Source organism: Candidatus Shapirobacteria bacterium (genome assembly GCA_041659325.1).
In the GTDB taxonomy this organism is placed as follows: Bacteria; Patescibacteriota; Microgenomatia; order UBA12405; family UBA12405; genus JBAZYN01.
The window spans coordinates 186,303-207,138 of sequence record JBAZYN010000001.1 but is presented as its reverse complement, the minus strand read 5'-3'; the positions used below and the strand labels follow the sequence as shown (position 1 = coordinate 207,138).

General features: G+C 38.6%; 23 protein-coding genes and 1 tRNA gene. 10 read left to right on the top strand and 14 right to left on the bottom strand.

Annotated elements, in window-relative coordinates; genetic code table 11:
• The first annotated feature begins 12 nt into the window (after nucleotides 1-12).
• Together WC841_01135 and WC841_01130 are read left to right on the top strand one after the other, a co-directional pair.
• On the top strand, nucleotides 13-333 hold the full coding sequence (locus tag WC841_01135; GenBank protein MFA5827954.1) for a GIY-YIG nuclease family protein: 321 nt from the start codon (nucleotides 13-15) through the stop codon (nucleotides 331-333).
• A gap of 78 nt (nucleotides 334-411) precedes the next feature.
• Nucleotides 412-696, top strand: a complete 285-nt coding sequence (locus WC841_01130; protein MFA5827953.1) for a hypothetical protein — start codon at nucleotides 412-414, stop codon at nucleotides 694-696.
• 261 nt (nucleotides 697-957) lie between these two features.
• Here the strand turns inward: WC841_01130 and hisS are convergent, their stop codons facing one another.
• The 5 genes from hisS to WC841_01105 form a co-directional block, all read right to left on the bottom strand.
• The gene (hisS, locus tag WC841_01125; protein MFA5827952.1) at nucleotides 958-2,226 is read right to left on the bottom strand and encodes a histidine--tRNA ligase; all 1,269 of its coding nucleotides are present in this window, start codon (nucleotides 2,224-2,226) and stop codon (nucleotides 958-960) included.
• A gap of 23 nt (nucleotides 2,227-2,249) precedes the next feature.
• The gene (locus tag WC841_01120; GenBank protein ID MFA5827951.1) at nucleotides 2,250-2,948 is read right to left on the bottom strand and encodes a hypothetical protein; all 699 of its coding nucleotides are present in this window, start codon (nucleotides 2,946-2,948) and stop codon (nucleotides 2,250-2,252) included.
• A gap of 377 nt (nucleotides 2,949-3,325) precedes the next feature.
• A complete protein-coding gene (locus WC841_01115; GenBank protein ID MFA5827950.1) occupies nucleotides 3,326-4,798 on the bottom strand; it encodes a hypothetical protein in 1,473 nt (490 codons plus the stop codon).
• A 236-nt stretch (nucleotides 4,799-5,034) separates the two neighbouring features.
• Nucleotides 5,035-5,107: transfer RNA gene (locus tag WC841_01110), tRNA-His, on the bottom strand.
• A gap of 278 nt (nucleotides 5,108-5,385) precedes the next feature.
• Entirely contained in the window at nucleotides 5,386-6,372 is a 987-nt protein-coding gene (locus WC841_01105; GenBank protein ID MFA5827949.1) for a M20/M25/M40 family metallo-hydrolase, read from the bottom strand.
• Nucleotides 6,373-6,428: 56 nt separating this feature from the next.
• Here WC841_01105 and WC841_01100 point away from each other — a divergent pair, with 56 nt between their 5' ends.
• Entirely contained in the window at nucleotides 6,429-7,313 is an 885-nt protein-coding gene (locus WC841_01100; protein ID MFA5827948.1) for a hypothetical protein, read from the top strand.
• A gap of 7 nt (nucleotides 7,314-7,320) precedes the next feature.
• Here the strand turns inward: WC841_01100 and WC841_01095 are convergent, their stop codons facing one another.
• Nucleotides 7,321-7,869 carry a topoisomerase DNA-binding C4 zinc finger domain-containing protein gene (locus tag WC841_01095; protein MFA5827947.1) on the bottom strand — a complete coding sequence of 183 codons (549 nt, stop codon included), beginning with the start codon at nucleotides 7,867-7,869 and terminating at the stop codon, nucleotides 7,321-7,323.
• Nucleotides 7,870-7,917: 48 nt separating this feature from the next.
• On the opposite strand from WC841_01095, the gene WC841_01090 reads away from it, so the two are divergent.
• Nucleotides 7,918-8,895, top strand: a complete 978-nt coding sequence (locus WC841_01090; protein ID MFA5827946.1) for a S66 peptidase family protein — start codon at nucleotides 7,918-7,920, stop codon at nucleotides 8,893-8,895.
• Nucleotides 8,896-8,900: 5 nt separating this feature from the next.
• Here the strand turns inward: WC841_01090 and WC841_01085 are convergent, their stop codons facing one another.
• Together WC841_01085 and WC841_01080 are read right to left on the bottom strand one after the other, a co-directional pair.
• Nucleotides 8,901-10,262, bottom strand: coding sequence for an Hsp70 family protein (locus WC841_01085; protein ID MFA5827945.1), 1,362 nt, complete (start codon nucleotides 10,260-10,262; stop codon nucleotides 8,901-8,903).
• The gene (locus tag WC841_01080) at nucleotides 10,263-10,442 is read right to left on the bottom strand and encodes a hypothetical protein (protein ID MFA5827944.1); all 180 of its coding nucleotides are present in this window, start codon (nucleotides 10,440-10,442) and stop codon (nucleotides 10,263-10,265) included. It lies immediately after the preceding gene.
• Nucleotides 10,443-10,539: 97 nt separating this feature from the next.
• On the opposite strand from WC841_01080, the gene WC841_01075 reads away from it, so the two are divergent.
• Genes WC841_01075 through WC841_01065 form a run of 3 tightly spaced genes read left to right on the top strand, consistent with a single transcriptional unit; the run spans nucleotide 10,540 to nucleotide 13,877 of the window.
• A complete protein-coding gene (locus tag WC841_01075) occupies nucleotides 10,540-11,568 on the top strand; it encodes a pesticidal protein Cry7Aa (protein MFA5827943.1) in 1,029 nt (342 codons plus the stop codon).
• 25 nt (nucleotides 11,569-11,593) lie between these two features.
• Entirely contained in the window at nucleotides 11,594-12,790 is a 1,197-nt protein-coding gene (locus tag WC841_01070; protein MFA5827942.1) for a glycosyltransferase, read from the top strand.
• The gene (locus tag WC841_01065) at nucleotides 12,777-13,877 is read left to right on the top strand and encodes a hypothetical protein (protein ID MFA5827941.1); all 1,101 of its coding nucleotides are present in this window, start codon (nucleotides 12,777-12,779) and stop codon (nucleotides 13,875-13,877) included. Before WC841_01070 ends, WC841_01065 begins: the two co-directional genes overlap by 14 nt.
• On the opposite strand, the gene WC841_01060 is transcribed toward WC841_01065, so the two are convergent.
• On the bottom strand, nucleotides 13,854-14,951 hold the full coding sequence (locus WC841_01060) for a glycosyltransferase family 4 protein (protein ID MFA5827940.1): 1,098 nt from the start codon (nucleotides 14,949-14,951) through the stop codon (nucleotides 13,854-13,856). The two genes, WC841_01065 and WC841_01060, sit on opposite strands and share 24 nt — an antisense overlap.
• 6 nt (nucleotides 14,952-14,957) lie before the next feature.
• Nucleotides 14,958-15,377: a hypothetical protein gene (locus WC841_01055; protein ID MFA5827939.1), complete on the bottom strand. Its 420-nt coding sequence runs from the start codon at nucleotides 15,375-15,377 to the stop codon at nucleotides 14,958-14,960.
• Between the two features lie 40 nt (nucleotides 15,378-15,417).
• Between WC841_01055 and WC841_01050 the strand changes: the two genes are divergently transcribed.
• Nucleotides 15,418-16,512, top strand: coding sequence for a pyruvate kinase (locus tag WC841_01050; protein ID MFA5827938.1), 1,095 nt, complete (start codon nucleotides 15,418-15,420; stop codon nucleotides 16,510-16,512).
• Here the strand turns inward: WC841_01050 and WC841_01045 are convergent.
• From WC841_01045 to WC841_01035, 3 genes are read right to left on the bottom strand one after another with little or no spacing between them, the layout of a single operon-like run.
• Nucleotides 16,509-16,982, bottom strand: coding sequence for a hypothetical protein (locus WC841_01045; protein ID MFA5827937.1), 474 nt, complete (start codon nucleotides 16,980-16,982; stop codon nucleotides 16,509-16,511). The genes WC841_01050 and WC841_01045 overlap by 4 nt on opposite strands.
• Before the next feature lie 30 nt (nucleotides 16,983-17,012).
• Nucleotides 17,013-17,729 carry a sugar phosphate nucleotidyltransferase gene (locus tag WC841_01040; protein ID MFA5827936.1) on the bottom strand — a complete coding sequence of 239 codons (717 nt, stop codon included), beginning with the start codon at nucleotides 17,727-17,729 and terminating at the stop codon, nucleotides 17,013-17,015.
• Between the two features lie 58 nt (nucleotides 17,730-17,787).
• Nucleotides 17,788-18,996 carry a glycosyltransferase gene (locus WC841_01035; GenBank protein ID MFA5827935.1) on the bottom strand — a complete coding sequence of 403 codons (1,209 nt, stop codon included), beginning with the start codon at nucleotides 18,994-18,996 and terminating at the stop codon, nucleotides 17,788-17,790.
• A 159-nt stretch (nucleotides 18,997-19,155) separates the two neighbouring features.
• On the opposite strand from WC841_01035, the gene WC841_01030 reads away from it, so the two are divergent.
• Entirely contained in the window at nucleotides 19,156-19,434 is a 279-nt protein-coding gene (locus WC841_01030; GenBank protein MFA5827934.1) for a hypothetical protein, read from the top strand.
• A 363-nt stretch (nucleotides 19,435-19,797) separates the two neighbouring features.
• Nucleotides 19,798-20,487 carry a tRNA (guanosine(37)-N1)-methyltransferase TrmD gene (gene trmD, locus WC841_01025; GenBank protein MFA5827933.1) on the top strand — a complete coding sequence of 230 codons (690 nt, stop codon included), beginning with the start codon at nucleotides 19,798-19,800 and terminating at the stop codon, nucleotides 20,485-20,487.
• A 73-nt stretch (nucleotides 20,488-20,560) separates the two neighbouring features.
• On the opposite strand, the gene WC841_01020 is transcribed toward trmD, so the two are convergent.
• Nucleotides 20,561-20,824 (bottom strand): hypothetical protein, encoded by a 264-nt coding sequence (locus WC841_01020; GenBank protein MFA5827932.1) that lies wholly within the window; start codon nucleotides 20,822-20,824, stop codon nucleotides 20,561-20,563.
• Nucleotides 20,825-20,836: the final 12 nt, after the last annotated feature.

The window sequence follows — 20,836 nt, the reverse complement described above, 5'->3', positions numbered from 1 at the left end:
TTATACTGAGGAATGTTTTATTCCTACATATTGTTAAGTTCAAAATCACATATTTTCTACTATGGATACACCTCAGACCTGAGGAACAGATTTGAATTACACAACAGAGGAAATGTATTTTCAACAAAACCGCATATTCCATGGAAATTAGTTTGGTATGGATCTTTTGAAAGTGAGCAAGAGGCTAAAGATTTTGAACTTTATTTGAAAAGCGGTTCTGGAAAAGCATTCGCTTATAAAAGGTTGATATCTGAAGCTTTAAAGAAAGATGTGAAAGCAAGACAGAATCTTAGGTGTTCCGTAACCGAAGGTGGAGGACACCATGTGGGGTAACAGATACGATACTCACGGTTTTTGGGAATTATTCTGAGTTTTGCTTTATATAGGATATTATGATAAAATCGTTTCTATATGGCAGGAAAAAGAGTGGAAATCTTATCACTAAATCTTGTCGGTGACGGTCCGGAAAGTAATTATGGAATTAAGGGGGCCAAAGCAAATGCCGTATTGAGTCGCTTGGGTGAGGCTGAAAAGTTACGTAAAGGCGGATGGATTGTCACCTTACGTGAAGATCTAGATTTAATACCTGTGCCGGAAATTGATGGAGCCTTCTATATAGAGAGAAAAAGTGACGGGATTCATGTTGGAGATAGGCAACCTTTTGGGACTACTTGGATTGATCCTGATTTGTTATAGATAATATCTATGGTATTGATGGGGTCTTACAAATAATGATTTGGTTTACACTATCGAATCTTGGTTTGGGCTATTTGTTTTTTTGAATAATTTTCAATCGAACCCCCTCCAAAGGCGGACAGGCGCGATTTACGTCCCGACCGGCGACGGGACGAGCGGGGTGAGAATGATTATAACTCAAAATACGTTCGATTTTTCGGTACAACTTTAACAGATACGCATGTATAAATTATTGAATAGCTCGATAACGGTGACTAGCGCTCAACTTGGAGTTATTGAATTAACCACGTCTTCTTTCTTGACTGTAGTTTGAGTACCAGAAGACATATTTTTTATCGTAACCGAGTCGGCTTTAATTTCATCAGGGCCGAGAACTATAACATAAGGAATACCCTTTTTATCGGCATATTTTAATTGTTTATCAATTTTTATGTCGGGGTTAAGGTAGATTTCGGTATTTATGTTATTTTTTCGAAGTATGTTTGTGACTTCGAGTGAACTGTTAAAAAGTTCCGGTGAAAATACAGTTACTAAGACCTTGGATTTATTTGCAGAAAGGACCGGATATTTTTTATATTGTTTCAAAACTTCGGCAATAACCATATCCCCCATTGCAAAGCCAACTCCGGGTACTTTGTTTTTGGAACCGACATCAGCAACTAGATTGTCATATCTGCCACCGCCCCAGATGGCCCGAAATTCTCCGTTTACATCCCAACCTTCAAAAACGGTTCTGGTGTAATATTCAAGTCCACGAACAATCCCGGGATCAAATTCTACAAAATCGGAAATTCCATAAATTTTTAAAAGATCAAAAATTTTTAAAAGCCATTCAGATTTTTTATAAAGATCTTTGTCTTCAAGAGTTTTCTTAACCATATCCGTCTGTGACTCGGTTAGTCCGGTTTCTAAAAGCATTTCTTTGAAATCCACTTCGGTAACTTTGTCTTTTTTATCAGCAATTCTAAAAACATTAACAATTAGATTTTCCGGGACTCCGATATTTAAAAGTTCACCTTGAAGAAGTTGGCGATCATTGATTTTTATTTTTACATCTGTGGAGGTTAATCCTAATTTTCTATACATGGTAGCGGCGATGGCAATTGCTTCGGCATCGGCCTCGAATCCGTCGGTACCGATAATATCGCAATCCCACTGAAAAAACTCCCGTCCACGACCTTTCTGGGGTTTTTCGTATCTGTAACGTGAGCCATAAGTCCACCACTTTACGGGAAAGGTTAATTCACCGTCTTTTTGGGCAATCATGCGGGCGAGAGTGGGTGTCATTTCCGGCCTTAGAGCTAGAATTTTTCCCGACTGATCAGTTAAAGTAAAAGCTTGTTTTTTAACCAGCTCCTCACCTGATTTGGCGGCATAAAGTTCCAGAGGCTCCAGAAACGGACCGTTGTATTCCTGAAACCCAAAGGTTTCAGAAACTTCCCTGACTTTTTGGAAAAACCAAGTTTGAAAGGCCTGATCTTCGGGATAAAAATCACGGGTACCTTTAACCGGTTGAATTAGTTGATTCATAGTTGATTGTAGCATTGAAATTTTTATGATTTTAAAAATAGAACCCGATCCTCTCTTTCGGAATCAAGGCGGTTAAATATTTTCCCGGTGGGAATAATTATGCCACCTGAACGATCGACAGTTACTTCCGGCCCCATTATTTGTTCAAAGCCAAGAGTCGCTCCGACCGCCATCATTTTGGTGCCAATGTTGGTTCTAAACAGAGTTGGTTCAGAGCCCACAACCTGTTTGGAAAGATAGTTTGAAAGACCGAGACCTCTATATTCCGGAGCAATGCCAATTTCACAGAAATAGCGAAATTGAGTATTAGGAGTTAAATCATTTCTTTCAAGAACTTTAAGTATGGACTGTTGATTTTGTGGATCTGACCATTTGGCAACAACAAGTTTTGCCGGAGTGGTTAGGTAACTCCAGGCGAAACCCACGACTTGTTCCTTATCTTTCACAAGTGTGAGACGGAAGCCAGGTATTTGAGATTCTGACTCAATATAACCCTTGGTTTCCGACAAAGGATAAGCTTCACTGAAATAACCACCACAAGGACATGGAGAATTAACGGCAACCGATTCCTCTTCGTATTTTTTGCAAGAATTGCATTTTACCGCTTCGTTCCATGGTGGTCCCCGAAAAACATCGGCATATAAAATCGCAATTTGACTAATTTGATCGGAGGCGATAATTGTCTCCGGAGATAATGTTAATAATGATATTTCTTTGATCATAATAATTTTGTTAAATAAATTTATCCCGATTATCTTAAGCTATCGGATTGTGTCTTAGGTCAAAATATTTCACCATTCGGTTTATTATTTGACCCAAAGAAACGAAAAACCCCCGCGATTGCGGGGGTTTAAAAGTTAATATTTATCTTTTCTAGAAAGATTTGAGGATGGTCACTGCAATACCCCGCGGAATGGTGACCACGGTATGGGTATGATGCGAATAAGTATTAAAGTTTATAAAGTTCATAAAGTAGAAAGTTATAAAGTTGTGGGGTCGTCTCCCAGCTGATGTTCGAAACTGGACAAGTTTGAACCCGACCGGTTTAATTAAACTCAATTATATCAATATTTAGCCCAAACTAAACATAATCGCATTTTTAGACTCCCTTTTGAACTTGGAGGGATACGCCTCCGTTATTATCTACAAAACCACCATCTGAATCATCAACAATAAAGATCAGATAATCATCTTTATTCAAAGTAAGGTCTATGTATTTCCCTTTGCCGGATTGTTCGGCTTCTGCGGCTGTTGGCTTTAAATTTGGATCACCCATGAGATAAATCCACCCTACAAGAGGATTACCTAATCCCGAAAGAGTTGGGCCAAATGCAATGGCTCGGTTTTTATAAATCAACAATTTTGTTTGCCATCCCCATTGCTCAGGGTAATTTGGTTGGGATTTTTGCGGAGAAATCTCTGCTGCTCCTCCAATAATAGTAAACCTGTATGTTCCGCTGGCGTTAACGGTAAAAATGGTTCCTTCTTGGGGAGCGGAGACGAAAAAAGTTTTCTCGACGGCTGAAAAAATTATGGCTGGTTTGTTTGTGGGTTTGGGCGTCGGTGTCTCTGTTGGCAAAATTGTTGGAGTCGCGGTTTGCGTAGGTCTGACTATTCCCTGAGTAGATTGTATTTCTTTCGGGTGGATAACATTTTGTGATATAAGGGGAAGACCAGGAATAATTCCCGCGGCACTGGTAGCAATTACCGATCCGGCCACAATGGTGGCCACAATAGACGGGTTATTAGCCGATGTCGCTGCACTAGCTATATAACTGTGATGAGCCTGCTTTATCGGATGATCAACAAAGTTTTTGGCTTCGCCAGATCCTATCCTAACAAAGGCGAAGTCAATTTCTTCTTTTATATCGTTTATAAGATCAATAAAAAACAATACTTTCTCTTTTTTTTCTTCATCTTTTTCTGTCTCTGTTTTTATGTGGGCCACAATAAACCCCGCTACATCACCACCTAGTGCTCTGGTAAAATTGTCCACCTCCTTTAATACTGCGCCAATTTTTGGATCAACGTCTTTATCTTGAAAAAGTCCGCAAGCATCATTCAAGATTGTCATAGTAATTTTATTCGGGTTTTCTAATAGTTTTCGGGCGAGAGCATATTTTTTGTAATCCTTTTCTTTCAGGCAACGCGGGGACAGAATACTTATATCAAGAAAACCGAATTTTCTTCTTAATAAATATCCAGAGCCAACCACTGTAAACATTCCGACCATTAAACCAGGGAGAAACGAGATAACTTTTGTGCCTAAGCTGGAAAATAAAATGATACTGTTAACCAGGCAGTCAACAAGAAACGAAATAACCACAGTTAGAACCAGTCGCTTATTGGCAAATGAAACAAGTACGGCAACAAGTCCTGCGATTACACCAATAATGGCAAATCCCAAAAATCCTTTTTCTGCCGGCTGTAAAATCTGTGACAGTTGGGTATAAATATAGAACGACAATAGGGAAAGCAGATAACTTATACCTAAAAACAGAATGGCAATAACAACCTTCTTCCCAAACTTCTTAAGCTTTCTTGTTCTTCGTAACTGTTTATATGTTTGCATTCTTACGCATCAATTTTACATCTTTTCTTAATGGCATTATAGTAATGCCAAACAATATTATTTTATAAACATTTACCTGAAGGTAGTCAGCCTAGTTTAAGGCAATGATATTGGTTAACAATCCACCGCTTGGGGGGATGATGACTATATAATGTTTTAAGAAAACAGATTTATCAAAAATTACAAACAATTACTGGATCTCGTCATGTAGATTATAATAATTTCGGATACTGTTGGGTGGTATACCGGGGTCGAACCGGCAACCTCTGCTTTCACAGAGCAGCGCTCTAACCATTGAGCTAATACCACCAAGTATAGTTTGCTAAAGCAAACCGACGTGGTTGGGACGTTTAAATTTTTACCAAAACTCCTACGTTCCACCATGTAAGTAAATGAGCCTTCCCGATGACGCTTCGCAATCGGGATTGTATTTTTAGGCAAAATTTAGGCGCTTCCCTTTAAATTTCGACCTAAAAAGTACAAAAAAGAACCGCCATTTGTTGGCGGTAATTTTGACACAATCAAATCCGCCAACAACTAGTTAGCGTGATGATGAGCAATTGATCTTATTTGATTGGTCATTGGGGTTATTTTACCACAAAATTCTTAATTATTTCATAATAAACGTTAACCGCTCTTTTTAGTTCACTTTTCTTAATTTGTTCATTATCCCCGTGGGCGTATTTGATATCACCCGGCCCAAGAACAATTCCATTTTTTAATATCGACAAATCAGTACCATACTTGACTATTTTTTGTTTTTTTATAAATGACAATTCATTCGGGACTTTCGAATAAACACTGGAAGCATCCAAAATCTTTGTTATTTTGTACGAGGAGCCGATAACTGACTTAATAATCTTTTGATAATCGTTGGTATCCTGCGGATGAATCCTAAACGAAAAGGTGCAATTTGATTCAGCCGGAATTATATTGTCGGCGATTCCACCATCAATTTTTACCAAACTCATCAGTGAATCGGGATAAATGGGAATTGACTGAATCTGCTTGATGGCTAAAATTAAACTATCTATGGCGTTAATACCTTTTTCGGGGGTACTGCTATGAGCCGCTTTGCCCGGGGCGGTAATTTTCAATACCAGCATGCCAAAGTGACCATTTACGATTTCCAATGAGGTTGGTTCGCCAACGATTATAAAGGGAATTTTTAATCCCGATTCTTTTATTTTTATGGCACCGTCAAAATCTTCCTCTTCGCCAACCGTAAAGATTAAGCCAAAATTTGATAGTCCGTCTTCCTTGCACTTAACGGCGGCCGTAATCATGGAGGCGACACAGGATTTAGTGTCGCAGGAACCACGACCATAAATATGAGTATCGGTTTCTTTTGGTGGGATATATGGTGATACCGTATCAAGGTGCGCAGATAGAATAACTTTTGGTATACCAAGACTAGCAAAAATGTTAAATCGGTTGTCCGACACAGGAATCTTTTTGGTCGAAAAACCTTCATCTGTCAGCATGTTGTAGACCTCGAGACAGATGTTTTGCTCATTACCGGTGACCGAGGGGGTAGAGATTAGTTTTTTGAAAAGGGAGATAACGTCTGACATGGACGAATTATACACGTTGACATCGACATTTTATAAATTATGATAAAATGTTGCCTGTGACTAGGAAAGAAACGGTAATTGTTTCTGTGTCGACTGATATTGCCGGAGCTCCTGGTCGTCTAGATCAGGTTCGTGAAGCTTATTCTAGAGTGGACTTAGTAAAATCCGGTATTGGGCTTGAGGTGGTCGGCTTGAGTCGCATTAAATGGAGTGAATATAATAATCTTGGTCTAAAGGTTAACGGAATACATGGACCTCCCGGGTGTCGGGCTGAAGCCGCGTCGAAGCCGCCGTCATTAAGAAGTCTGTTTATGGGAGCGGTATTCGATTATCTAATAGTCGACCCTACCCGGCTTGTAGAAATATCTAAAAAATTCCCCGGGGCTTATATTTTAGTTCATTTGCCCGTTGTGAATTCAGAAAAAAAGATAGCTGATATGGTAGGGATTTCCCAAGGTTTTCCCGCAAATCGTCTTATGGTAGAAAATTTACCGGAAGCTAATTCAATGGGGTTGACAATAGCTGCAGTGGGAAGGTTAAAAGAACTCGGTGTTAGGGCGGGGGTAATGATTGATTTGGTTCATTTATTATATGAATTATCCCAATCCGGTGACATTATTACGGGCAAAATAGTAGAAAAGTATTGGGAAAATGCGCTGCAGATCATACGTCAAACGGCATCAACGATAGATACGGTGGGTCTTCATGTTCCAATAGGTCTTAAGCAAAACGATTCACTTCCGGTTGTAGAAATGACATTAAAAAAGTGGACATCTTTGGGAAAATTACTCCAAGAATGCCCACCGATCAAATATGTGACAATTGAAAACCAGAGAGAAGAGTTGCAATCTGCTTTTTTGATCGACCGGGGGATGATGCAAACGCTAATAGAGCGAAATGGGAAGATTATGTCGTTACTACGAGAAGCCGGAGTAATTTAGCTATTTTTTAGAAAGCAATATCTTCCGGTTCGGGGGGGAGATATTCTTCGCCGGTGTCTTCTGACGTAGGTTTGGTAACTTTCAACCATTCAACATAATCACAACCGGTGGCTTTTTTGGCTTCCTTATCCCAGCCGGACGTCGAACATTTTTTCATCTTTTTGCCGTTTGCGGTGGTGTAGAGAACTAACTTTTCACCACATTTTGGGCATATTTCATCTAATGGCTCACTGGTGCCATTAATCCACTCGACATAATCGCAGCCGGTGGCTTTTTTGGCTTCCTTATCCCAGCCACCCTTGGAGCATTTTTTCATTTTTTTGCCGAATCTGGTCAACTGTAGAACAAGAGGAGCACCGCATTTTGGACAAACTTCGTCCAGGGTTTTTGGCTCAACTTCGAGCCATTTTACATAATCACAACCATCAGTTTTATGGGTTTGCGGATTCCAAGTCCCAGTTGAGCAACGCTGTAAACGACGACCGGTGGGAGTTTCGGTAACCGGACTAAGCGGGGCACCACATTTGGGACAGAGATTGTTTTCTTGGTTTGACATAGTGATTAGAGATTATCACAGGCGGTGATAAAATGTCATATGAAGAAAATATTTCCGGATAAACTAAAACGTGGGGATGAAATCAGAGTGATTGCCCCGGCGGGGTCGATGGCAATCTTAACGAAAGAAACTCGGGAAATTGCAAACAGCAGGTTATCGGCAATGGGATTTAAGATAAGTTTTGGAAAACATGTTGACGAATGTGACGATTTTGGATCTTCACCAGTAGAATCGAGAGTCGAGGATTTACATCAAGCGTTTGCAGATAAAAATATAAAAGCGGTGTTGGCAACAATTGGCGGGTTCAACTGCAACCAGATGTTTCGGTATATTGACTGGGAATTAATAAATAATAATCCAAAAATTATTTGTGGTTTTTCTGATATTACGGCTCTAAATAACGCTTTTTTTGCAAAGACCGGATTGGTAAATTATTCCGGGTTGTGTTATTCAAATTTCGGGCAAAAATTATATTTCGAATACAACCAGGAGTATTTTGAAAAATGTGTGATGAGAGATGAGACATTTAAGGTCAAACCTAGTAGCGAATGGACAGACGATAAATGGTATGAAGATCAAGATAATAGAAATCCCGCTAAAAATGCAGGGTGGCTGATTATAAATGAGGGGCGGGCAGAAGGAACAATTTTGGGGTCAAATTTGTGTACATTAAACCTATTGCAAGGAACCGAATATATGCCCAGTCTGGCGGATTCAATATTATTTTTGGAAGATGATTATGAGTCAAAGATCGTTAACTTTGACAGAGATTTACAATCGTTGATTCATCTACCGGATTTTGAAAAAGTTAAAGGAATAGTTTTGGGGAGATTTCAAAAGGCATCAAATGTTAGCGATAAGCTGATAATTGAAATGATTAAAGGCAAAAAAGAGTTGGAAAAAATCCCGGTGATAGCCAATGTTGATTTTGGGCATACGGATCCAAGAGTGACCTTTCCGATTGGAGGAGGGGTGATAATAGATATTAACGGCAAAAGCTTGACGATAAACATTGTCGAGCATTAAATAGATTAACCAAATACCTGTTCTGATTTTATTCCCAATCCCAGGGCCACGCTGGTGAAACGATCACTATCAATAATTTTATCAGCGCCAAATTTTTGAACGAGAATTTGTTTGAAAACAGGAATTTTGGAGGAGCCGCCGGTTACCAAAACTTTGTCGATTTGCGATGGACGGAGACTTGCCCCTTTTAGTGCTTCATCTAAACATTTATTAGTTTCTGATAATTCTGCAGTGATCATATCTTCAAATTCATTTCTAAATATTGTCTCCTTTATTGAAAAATATTCGCATTTGAATTTGAACTGATTTTTGTCTTCGGATGATAATTTTATTTTGGTTTGATCGACGCGATGAAAAAAGTTATAACCATCATCGTTTATAATTAGATTTTTTAAATTTTGAACCGGTTTTTGAATGTCGGCATTGGTAATGTAGTAATCCAGTGTTTCTAGATCTTTTACGTTTTTTAATAAAGTGATTTGATACCAGCTGGTGAGGGCTGAAAGAAAATACCTCGGCATGGGCATTTTTTTGGAAATAATGACACCTTTTCCAAAATATTTTAGAATTTTATTTTCTACAATAATCGAATCCAACAGATCTCCACCGATTGGCCGACCGGATACTGAAATTACTTTCTGCGAGGGAAAATTCATAATGCATACGTCGAGTGTTCCCCCTCCAAAGTCAAAAACCAAAACATTTGAAGGGGTGTTTATATCGATTCCATAATTAAGAGCAGCGCCAACCGGTTCGTATTCAAATTCTACGTTTTTGAACCCTGAGTTTTTGGCAACTGCCGACATTCTCTCCAGTGCCAATTTTTCCTTGCCGCTACCAACGTAGCGGACAGGGCGACCTAGGACAACCGAATCGAGCTGACGGTTTAATAATTTTTGGGCTCTTTCTTTGATTTGTGATAGAAGAACAGAAAGGAGATTTTCGAGAGGGAAAAATTGACCAAAAATAGTCGAACCCTTAAAGGATTCGGTGGTTAAAACTGACTTTAGCGATTGTAAAAGACGACCACGACCACTTACGTCTACTTCAATAATTTCCGGAACAAAGATAACTTTTCCGGCGCCTGAGGCGGTTGAGGGACCAAAAGTTTTGATTGTTTTACCGGTCTCAACAAGCATGGGGGGTTTGGCAGAAATATTTTTTACATCCCAAAGATAACGGTCTATCGCACGTCGACCAATTTCTCGTCCGCCGTCGGGGTTGAGATAAATTAATGATTTTAATATTTTGGGATTTTTATTAAAGGGATCGATGCTTAAGGCCACAGGTACGCCGTTTTTCGAGACAGCAACCGTTGAATTGGTGGTACCAAAATCGATACCGCAAAAGTTGAAATTTCTTCTCATCTACTTTTTTTCGTCTATCCCCGATAAACTATCTATAACAGTATCAATTTCCTGGTTATATTCATCTTTCATTGATTTGAGATTGTCCACGACAAGATCCAGAATAAATTCTTTGACTGCCGCTGACTGGGCGTTGGTCAAACCAATCTCTTTTGCGAATTCGTCGATATTTTTTTGCATAAGGCTTACTGGGTTTTAGTATACTATCTTACCGTCTTTTTTCCAACAATCAGGAAAAAGGTGTATCTTTGATGTATAATTTCAGTTATCTGAAATTATGCTTGAGATAAAGAATGAGGGGATTGTACTAGAACCAAGTGGGTTAGCTTTTGAAGCAGAAGGGGTTTTAAACCCTACCTGCGTAAAGAAAGACGGGGTAATTCATATGTTTTATCGGGCGGTGGCCAAAGGGAACTTTTCTTCGATTGGGTATTGTCAGATTAAGGATGGGAAAGTGATAGAGAGGTGGAATAAACCAATTTTACGGCCGGAGTTTGAATATGAAAAACACGGAATGGAGGATCCGAGAATTACTTTTTTGGAAGGTACTTATTATTTATTTTATACCGCTTATGATGGCAAGAATGCCAGAATTGCTTATGCGACAAGCAGCGATTTAATTAATTTTGAAAAAAAGGGTCTATTGTCACCTTCCATAACTTACGATTTGGCTGAAGATATCTTCAGAGAAAGCGTACGCGATAGACAGAGGTATTCTTTTTTTGAAAAAGCCTATAGAGCTTATAATGGTGACGACGTATTACTTTGGGAGAAGGATGCCTTGTTATTTCCGAAAAAATTTAATGGGAAATATGCGTTAATACACAGGGTTTTGCCCGGGATTCAGCTTTGTTTGTTTGATAGCTTTGATGATTTGAATAACACAAATTATTGGGTTTCCCACCTCGAGAATCTGAATAGAAATATTATAATGGATCCTGTCGGTAAACATGAGACCGCTTATATCGGAGGCGGATGCCCACCGATTGAAACTAATGATGGTTGGCTTTTTATTTATCACAGTGTCGATATTGTTAACGGACAAGAAAGATACCAGGCTGCTGCAGCTCTTCTCGACATACGGGATCCAAGAATTGTGATTGGCAGATTGACGGAACCTTTATTTGTTCCGATAGAAAAATGGGAAAGAATCGGGAATGTTAATAACGTAGTGTTTCCCACCGGAGCGATAGTAGTAGGTGACGTTTTATATATATATTATGGATCTGCAGACAAAGTTATCGCAGGAAAATCTTTACTTCTTGAGGACTTAATAAATAAATTAAAAAATAATAAAAATAAATAAGTATTAGGTTTTTATTTTTAAATTTATGAAAAAAAACAGTATGATTCCGATTAGGCGAAGGTCTCTTAAGATAATATATGTTTCATCATATATTCCAAGAAAATGTGGTATTGCAACCTTTACGAAGGATCTGACTAATGCAATTAATATGTTGAATCCATTTGATTTAGCAGAAATAATGGCATTAAATAGGCAGGACGATAATTTGGATTACCCGTGGGAGGTTAAATATAAAATAAATTGGAATGATTTAAATTCTTACCTGGAGGCAGCGACTTACATTAATCAGTCTGGAGCCGATTTAGTAATGTTGGAACATGAATTTGGTATCTTTGGTGGACAAGGGGGAGAGTATATTGTTCCCTTTGTGGAGAAAATTACCAAACCCTTGGTTGTAACGTGTCATACGGTACCTGATGATCAGAATTGTGAAGGAGGAATCATTTTAAAAAGGGTACTTGCCAGAGCTGATGCATTGGTAGTTATGATGCATCAGGTGGCCGATAAACTTATGGAAAAATATCTGGTTCCCAGGAATAAGATAGCAATAATACCACACGGAACTCCTGATCTCGCTTATGGCGCAGTCAGCAGATATAAGAAAAATTTTAAAAAACGAGTGTTGTTTGGAAATATTAACTTGATTTCTCCAAGTCGAGGAATTGAATATTCGATTGAGGCTACAGCTGAGATTGTCAAAAAAATACCTAATATTTTGCTTCTTGTTGTAGGACAAACACATCCGGGAGAGATCGAGTGGAGTGGTGGTGAGGTCTATAGAAATAAATTAACTAAATTGGTAAAAGAATTGAAAATTACGAAAAATGTAAAATTTATCAACAGATATGTGACTTTAGAGGAATTGATTGAGTGGTTAAAATTGATGGATTTTTATGTTACCCCGTATCTGGATCCAGGCCAAGTGTCGTCAGGGGCATTAGCATATGCGATAGGGGCCGGTAAACTATGTATTTCTACCCCGTATTTATACGCAAAGGAAGTCTTGGACAATGAAAGAGGGGTTATCGTTCCATTCCGAAATTCAAAAGCAATTGCTAAAGCCGTGACAAGATTTAATGATGATTTTGAATTAAAAGAAAAGACTCAAAAAAAGGCCTATGATTATGGAAGATACATGACGTGGCCAAACGTAGCCTTACAGCATTTAGATTTGTTTCAGAAAGTCTTAAAAATGAAAAAAGGGAAAAGTGTTAAAAACTGATAAAAATAAAAGTATAAATCTAGATCATCTATATCGTCTGACAGATAATGTTGGAATATTGGAGCATTGTATAATGGCAACCCCAGATCTGAGGGAGGGATATTGCGTAGATGATAATGCCAGAGCATTACAAATAGCTATAAGATTAAGAGAAGAAAAGTTGGTTGATATCTATCTTAAGTTCTTGGTGTCGGCAGTAGGTGAAAAAGGAATTAAGAATGACTTAAGTCGGGAACTTGTTTGGCAGAATGAAGAATTAGGAGAAAATTTTGGTCGAGCGATGGCAGGTTTGGCTGATGCGGGAAAGTTTGGGCTACGGGAGGATCATAAGTTGACAGGAATGTTTATATTTGATCAGTGTATTAAATATATAAAAGATGTAGAGACGATCAGGGTTAAAGCTTGGTTGGTCTATGGATTACTGACGCGGGCTTTGTGTGACCCCAGACTGGAGCTGAAGATAGAGAACTATTGTAAGGTCCGGACTTCTCAAAAAAAAATAGAACCGGTAGTTAAACTTGACTATAAAGGTATGGCGAAAAAGTTAGCTGATCAATTGATTGTTGTTTATTGTGATATTTCTAATAATTCGTGGAAATGGTTTGAGGACAGAATTACCTATGATAATGGCCGTTTACCGCTAGCTTTGTTTTGGGCATATTCAATTTTTGATGATATTAAATATGCTGATGTTGCAAAAGAGTCACTAGATTTTTTGCTGAAGCAAATGTATAACAGAGATCTAAAGTGTTTTTCTTTCCCCGGTTACAAAGGATGGTTTGAGAGGAATGGTAAAAAATCAATCTTCGGACAACAACCTATAGAGGCTGGGTCTATAGCTGAGGCCTGCGAAAAAGCTTACCTGATTACGAGGGAAAACAAGTACCTTAAAGCAATAGAAGACGCGTACGGTTGGTTTTACGGAAATAATGTATTAGGAAAAACGTTGGTCGATAATGAAAGTGGCGGTGTTTATGACGGATTAGAGAAAGAAGGAGTAAACTTGAATCAAGGGGCGGAGTCTGTCCTCTCTTTTTTGACAACTTATTTATCAGCAAAAAATTTAGGTTTTATTGATAAGGTCTAAGAATTGTTGGGCGATAACTTGTGGAGAGAAATTGGTGTGAGCATGTTTTATGGCGTTTTCGCTCATTTTGTGACGTAAAATTTTATCAGTGATTAAGGTATGAAGACAGTTTGAAAGGTCATCAATATCGGCTTTTACAAAATTGGTTTCTGAAAAATCGCGTTTAGCATGAAAACCAGTTTGGTTGTGGATAACTGTTTCCTCCGTTGCCGTAGTAGCCAAAGAAATTACGGGCTTAGCACACATTTGGGCTTCGACATGAGGGAGGCCAAAGCCTTCGATACGCGAAGGAGCGGCATATATATCACAAATATTCATAAGGGCTCTCATGTAAATTTGTGAATATTCGGCAGAAATATACCTAATACGACTTAATATTCCAACTTTTTCAGCAAGATCAAGTTCTTCGATGGATCTTTTAAAAACTATTGAAACCGGCCAACTTTTTATTATGTATACCCAAGGAATTTTCGGATCCAAAAGTGCTAAGGCCTGGATAACTTCCTGAGCACCTTTTTTGGTGGCATCGCCACCGGCAGTGTAAATAACCGGAATTTTTTCCTGGTGTATTTTTACCAGGTCCCACTGGTTTATAGGTAAGCTATTGGCAATGGGAATAGTGGAATATTCCAGAAATGGTTGTAAATCATTTTCCTCCATCGGGAACCAAAGGTCCGGGTCAACGGCTTCAGGGATGACATTAACGATGTTTTTGTTAATACCACTCTTTATGAGTTTATCTTGACAATGACGGCTTGGAGTAGTTATTAAACCAAGATCATTATATTCGCTAATAAATTTATCGATACGATTTTCATCAAGAACTATCCATGGTAAACAAGGAAATCCATGTGATTTTGGCGTTTTTACAAATAAATCATATTCTGTCCAGTTGCCGACACCAATGACAAAATCGGGTTGATATTCTTGAAGTTTTGAAGATAATTCCGGGCAGTTGTTAGCTTTAAAAACTTCATTTTGAATATTTAAAAAAGTAAAACCTCTGGCTAAGGCTTCGGCCTGGTTAACGTAACTATAAGCTAAATAAGCGGGAACGGTTAGGAGAATTTTCACAATTGATTATTTAATCTCTAAAACTTTTAGATATTGTGATTCGGCATAACCCCATTCGAGGGTGGCGGTGACTGAAACATGACTATCGATATTTGAGGCTATTTGGTTTTGGATATCCTCTGTGGCGCCAATTAATACCAAGGAGGTCTCTAAGGTATCCGATCCTTGAGCACTAAGTTCATTTACAAAAGGCTCATCGAGTTGAAGGGCAAAATCATAATTAATATCGGGAGCGGGGCGAACATTCTGGACCACAGTCCCCGAGAGAGTTATGGTTTCGACCAAGGGAACCGACGCTGTTTGAGATACATACACACGTCTTGCTTTGTAAAGATCGGGCCAAATTAATACTAGGGATAGCAAAAGGACAACTGAAGAAAGGATAGTCATAAAGCTGTAGACATCCTTGCCATGCAGTGATTTCATATCTGATGATAGCATACCGACTGATATAGTATTATTAAGTATGGTAAATAAAACTAAAATTATCGCGACTATCGGACCGGCATCCGCAGACCAAGACGGTATTGATAAATTAATTTTGGCCGGGGCCAACCTTTTTAGATTTAATTTGAAACACAATACAACGGAATGGCATCAGAAAACTATTAATCTGGTATTGGAAAGATCCAGGCAAATTGGGAAAATTGTCGGGATAATTGTTGACATTCCAAAGCCCGAAATGGCGACTATTATCTACAACGCTGATTTTATTGCATTGTCATATATCAGGGACGCATATGAAGTTGAAGAGTTAAGAAAAATTCTTGATGAAAAAGGTATCGGGGTAAAAATTATTGCCAAAATCGAAAACGGTGATGCGATTAAGAATCTATCGGACATTGCTGAAATAAGTGATGCAATAATGATTGCCCGGGGAGACCTTGGAGTTGAGGTACCGATTGAACAATTGGCTTTTTGGCAAAAAACAATTATTAACTGGTGTCGGACCAAGAATAAGCCGGTTATTGTGGCAACTCAAATGTTGCAGTCGATGGTTAACAATCCTACTCCAACAAGAGCCGAGGCAACCGATGTAGCCAATGCAATTTTTGACGGTACTGATGCAATAATGTTGTCGGAGGAATCGGCGATTGGAAAATACCCCGTACAATCAGTGGAACAGATGATGAAAATTTGTATGTTTTGCGAGGGTAGAATGGAAATGAAAAAAGTAGTTAAATTATCAAAAAGTCCGACCGAAATACTGATTGCTGCGGCCTCGATGATCGTAGAGAAATCCGAAGAATTACCAATAAGGGCGGTAGTAGTTTTTAGCCAGTCAGGAAACACCGTAAGAGAATTGTCGAGCAATAGGTTGAAAACTCCAATAGTGGCAATTACGGATAATCAGGAGATTCTCCAGCTGTTGAGTTTGTCTTTTGGGGTTCTCCCCTATTACAAAAAATTTGAAAATACTGAGTTTAGAATTGAGGATCCGGTGTTTGACGAGTTGGTTGGTAAAGGGATCTTAACAAAGGGCGAGGCGATATTAGTTATCCACGGGAATAACTGGTTGAGCGCCGGATCGACTTCAGATATTAGTCTTAAAACTCTTTAGTTCTTGTAGTATGATTTGACCTGAAAGAGGATGTAAAAGGAGATTAGGGCACTGACAAGACCATTTATGAGATTACCGGCAAGAAGTGAATAGACAATACTGACTAATACCGAATAAAACATTAGTCTCCAGGCAGATTTGGCCCTCTTGAAAAGACCGGGTAAAGCGATAACCTGCAATGCCAACTGCCCGATCATAAGAATAGTGCTTAGTGAAAAGTTAAAACCTGATCTGACTCCGCCAAGATAAGCAAAGGGCATGGCGACAGAGCTAAGTCCGATTAGACCGATAAGAGCCGGAGCCATTAAGACCATCATTACAAGTGAGATATAAGGGCCGTATTTGACGATAAACTCTTTGATGTTGTCCGGTAAAGCCGGAGCTTTTTGGACTAAATAGAGGTCTAAAAATTCTTCTAACTTTACAATGGATATCTGATTGTCGGATTTGTTTTTTGTTAAGTCTGTCATTTGATTAATTAAATCACTAAGTGATGAGGGTTACAACTGTTTGGCTTTTTCGGCCATGATATTACTTACACGAAGTAAACTATCAAAAGTGCCGGCATCTTCCCAAAGACCATCAAGAACTTTCACCTTAAGGCTGCCCTGACGGAGATAGGTGTTGTGGATATCTACCATTTCCAATTCACCTCGAGTTGACGGTTTTAAATTTTCAGCAATTTGAACCACAGTTTTATCATAAACATAAAGCCCGACTGAAGCATAATTACTTTTAGGAATTGCTGGTTTTTCTTCAAAAGAAAGCGCTTTCATGTTTTGGTCAAATTCAACAACACCATAACGCTCCGGGTCGGGAACTTTTTTTGCAAATACTAATCCCCCATCTTTAAACTCCTGAATGTCTTTAGAGAAATCCTGATCGAAAATATTGTCGCCTAAAATCATGGCCACATTATCATTATCGATAAAATCTTTGCCGACGATAAAGGCGTCGGGCAAACCTTTGGGCTCTTTTTGAACGGCATAGCTAAACTTGGCCCCAAATTCGTCTCCGTTACCCAATAAATTTAAAAATTGGCCTGAATAATCGGGGGCAATAATAATCAGAATATCTTTTATTCCGGCTTTTACCAGAGTTTCTATCGGGTAATAAATCATCGGCTTGTCGTAAACAGGCAGTAATTGTTTTGAAGTAATCAGAGTGAGCGGGCGAAGGCGGGTGGCTTTGCCACCGGCAAGAACAATTCCTTTCATGTGTGTGGTTTGTAAATGATTTAACCAATAACAAATTACATTTTACTACAACAAATGATTACTTTTTCTTCCAAATGAATTTGTTGTATACCAGCCAGTTGAGCGGGATGGTCAAACCAAAGATGGCGATGACCTGATATAGGAATAACCTGTCACCAAAAAACGTGGTTAGCATGGCAATGATAACGGAGGGGATAATAATTCCAGTCAGGACGGACGACAGATTGAAGGTGATAAATTTTGATATTAATTGGTTGATATTGGTAATTTTTTCATTTGAAAATGTCCACATATTATTCCAGGTAAAGTTGGAAATTATGGAAATTTCTGCGGCAAGGGCGTTACTTAAGCCATTTATAAAACTAATATTGGAACCGGGGCGAAGCAGGGCAGACTTAAAGAGTCTGGCACCAACGATATTTATAATAAAACCAAACCCCCCCACCAAACCAAACTTGACAAATTTCTGAGTAAACTCATCGCGCCAACGCAATAAAATGGCAACACGTAGACTGTCCTTGGCAGTTTTGGACTCTATCTTTGATTCACCGGCATTACGGACATGAAATTGGAGGGGAATTTCTTTGAACTTGGCTCCCATTTTTAGAGTTTCAAACAGAAGTTGGAGCTTGTAGCCAAAACTCTTGGTTAAAAGATGGCCATAGTCCATGTCCATTTTGTCAATAAAACCCCTGACCCGGGTTACTTTTAACCCGGTGGTAGGATCAGTTACCCGCCAAAAATTATTAAAAGGGAAAAACATTATAAAGCGGGCGGTAAAACCGCCAAATTCGCTAAAAAAAACTCGTTTGAATCCCCAGCCTTTTGGATTGGATCCGCCTTCTATTTTTCTTGAGCCGATCACATAATCGTAGCCTTCTTCCATAGCTTTTAACATAACAGGAATAGTTTCCACCGGGTGTTGGAAGTCCCCATCGAATTCAAATACAAAATCGGCGTTTAACTTCTCCATGGCATACTTAAAACCTTTAAGGTAGGCGGCGCCAATACCATCTTTACTGGTTTCGGTATAAAGGTGAACGTCCGGGTATTTTTTCGTTAACTTTTCTACGACTTTACCAGTGCCATCCGGTGAATTAGCGTCTACCACCAAAATCTTCATGGACCACTTTTCGGATAAACCATTCTTCTTGTTTTTGATATCAACAAAAGTTTTTTCGGATAAAGTTTCGATCATTCGACCGATATTTTCGGCTTCGTTGTAGGTGGGAATAACAATAACAGCGGTTTGGAGATTTTTCGTCATAGGGAAAGTATAACAAATAAATTAGATACGGATTATTGTTTTGTAATTTGTAATCTGTAATCAGTAATCTGTAAGCTCTAAGTGGTAACACATAATAGCTAAAGTGGAAATATTAATATTAAAGTATAACTTTTTTTTAAATGCCATAATCGAAAACATATGATAATAATCTTTTTATTAGCGCAACTGTTGGTATTATTTATATTTATTAAATATTTTTTAAACTGGATATCTGACTTTAAAATAAAGAAAAATAGGTTAATAATATTTTTGGTAATTCCTCTAATTTTTATTACCGGTATTGGTCTAAGAATAAGCAACAACAAAAACCTTGTGGATTTTGGATATTTTTTGACTGATTTTTCCGGGCTAATTGCGACTGTTTTGTTTACGATTTGCTTGTATCCTGGACAAATAAAATATTGGCAGATTAAATGATAATGATATACTTTAGTGCATGAGAGGGAGACGAGAAATTTTGTCAACCGAGGAAATAGAATATCGAAGGATGACGGAAAAAGAAGTAGAAGAAGAATTACAACTGAATGATTAGCTAAGAGGAGTAAGATATGTTAGGTTTGTAAGCAGGTCAAATGGACGGTGCAGGAACCCTAGAGATCCAAGAGAGGTAGAGTTGTTAAGTGTTGAAGAGAGGGTATACGTGGTTGGGCCTGACTATATAAAAACGAGGGGAGATAAAAGCGGATTATGCGGTGACAGGTTGGCGCAGGAACATGGGTTTGATAGACAAGACGAATTTTTGACTGCGATAAGAAGAAGAGGTTCAAGGTAAAATAGACTATGAAAATTGATGTGGTGACATTGTTTCCAAAAATGTTTGAGTCCCCTTTTGCGGAAAGTATGATGAAGAGGGCGATTGACAAAAAGATATTGGAACTAAATTTACACGATATGAGGCAATGGGCGTGGAATGATTATGGAGCAGTGGATGATAAACCATTCGGCGGAAATGTGGGGATGCTAATTAGAGCTGATGTGATCGCAAAAGCGTTGGATGAAATAAAGTCTAAAAGTCTTAAAGTCTTAAAGTTTAAAAGTCAAAAGTCGAAGATCATCCTGACATCAGCAAGGGGGAAAAGATTGACTCAAAAGAATGTGGAAAAGTGGGCGAAACTTGATAATTTAGTAATTGTTTGTGGACATTATGAAGGTTTTGATCAAAGAGTGGCTGACTATATGGTGGACGAAGAAGTATCTATAGGTGATTTTGTTTTGACCGGCGGAGAAATACCGGCAATGCTGATAGTCGATGCGGTTACCAGACTATTGCCCGGAGTTCTCGGGAAAGATGAATCGAGCAAGGTTGAAAGTTTTTCGAAACAAGAGGTCGGTGGAAAAATCAGGAGGGTGGTAGAATATCCTCAATACACAAGACCGAGAAAATTTTTGGGGCATAGTGTTCCGGAGGTACTATTATCGGGAGACCCAAAAAAAATTAAGGAATGGCAGAGGGAACAGATAAAGATCTAATTACAATTGTGTAATCAGTAATTGGTAATCAGTAATTTTAATAGTCTACCGGAAAACGAGAAAGAGGAATAATTTAGTAGAGCATGGTGCTGGAGAGGAGAACGATTCCAAAAATGGCGATCAAGAGGTACTCTATGACGATCGAAATATGTAAATCTCCCCTCTTGTAATGGTGATATAGACTCCACAAAAAATAGCTTCCTGAGGCAGCATAGATTACCCGGCGCTGGGAATGAGGATCAAAGCTAAACAGGTAAAAAGCCGTGGCAAATAAAATGAAGATAATGAGTAGGGCGATATATTCAATCGGTTTTTGTGAAATTTCTTTAAATATCATACAGGTAGTTTA

Excerpts from the sequence above, each read along its gene's own strand:
- WC841_01135 (MFA5827954.1), top strand. The coding sequence starts at position 13 with ATGTTTTATTCCTACATATTGTTAAGTTCAAAATCACATATTTTCTAC.
- WC841_01130 (MFA5827953.1), top strand. The coding sequence starts at position 412 with ATGGCAGGAAAAAGAGTGGAAATCTTATCACTAAATCTTGTCGGTGAC.
- hisS (MFA5827952.1), bottom strand. The coding sequence starts at position 2,226 with ATGAATCAACTAATTCAACCGGTTAAAGGTACCCGTGATTTTTATCCC.
- WC841_01120 (MFA5827951.1), bottom strand. The coding sequence starts at position 2,948 with ATGATCAAAGAAATATCATTATTAACATTATCTCCGGAGACAATTATC.
- WC841_01115 (MFA5827950.1), bottom strand. The coding sequence starts at position 4,798 with ATGCAAACATATAAACAGTTACGAAGAACAAGAAAGCTTAAGAAGTTT.
- WC841_01105 (MFA5827949.1), bottom strand. The coding sequence starts at position 6,372 with ATGTCAGACGTTATCTCCCTTTTCAAAAAACTAATCTCTACCCCCTCG.
- WC841_01095 (MFA5827947.1), bottom strand. The coding sequence starts at position 7,869 with ATGTCAAACCAAGAAAACAATCTCTGTCCCAAATGTGGTGCCCCGCTT.
- WC841_01085 (MFA5827945.1), bottom strand. The coding sequence starts at position 10,262 with ATGAGAAGAAATTTCAACTTTTGCGGTATCGATTTTGGTACCACCAAT.
- WC841_01080 (MFA5827944.1), bottom strand. The coding sequence starts at position 10,442 with ATGCAAAAAAATATCGACGAATTCGCAAAAGAGATTGGTTTGACCAAC.
- WC841_01075 (MFA5827943.1), top strand. The coding sequence starts at position 10,540 with ATGCTTGAGATAAAGAATGAGGGGATTGTACTAGAACCAAGTGGGTTA.
- WC841_01070 (MFA5827942.1), top strand. The coding sequence starts at position 11,594 with ATGAAAAAAAACAGTATGATTCCGATTAGGCGAAGGTCTCTTAAGATA.
- WC841_01055 (MFA5827939.1), bottom strand. The coding sequence starts at position 15,377 with ATGAAATCACTGCATGGCAAGGATGTCTACAGCTTTATGACTATCCTT.
- WC841_01050 (MFA5827938.1), top strand. The coding sequence starts at position 15,418 with ATGGTAAATAAAACTAAAATTATCGCGACTATCGGACCGGCATCCGCA.
- WC841_01045 (MFA5827937.1), bottom strand. The coding sequence starts at position 16,982 with ATGACAGACTTAACAAAAAACAAATCCGACAATCAGATATCCATTGTA.
- WC841_01040 (MFA5827936.1), bottom strand. The coding sequence starts at position 17,729 with ATGAAAGGAATTGTTCTTGCCGGTGGCAAAGCCACCCGCCTTCGCCCG.
- WC841_01035 (MFA5827935.1), bottom strand. The coding sequence starts at position 18,996 with ATGACGAAAAATCTCCAAACCGCTGTTATTGTTATTCCCACCTACAAC.
- WC841_01030 (MFA5827934.1), top strand. The coding sequence starts at position 19,156 with ATGATAATAATCTTTTTATTAGCGCAACTGTTGGTATTATTTATATTT.
- trmD (MFA5827933.1), top strand. The coding sequence starts at position 19,798 with ATGAAAATTGATGTGGTGACATTGTTTCCAAAAATGTTTGAGTCCCCT.
- WC841_01020 (MFA5827932.1), bottom strand. The coding sequence starts at position 20,824 with ATGATATTTAAAGAAATTTCACAAAAACCGATTGAATATATCGCCCTA.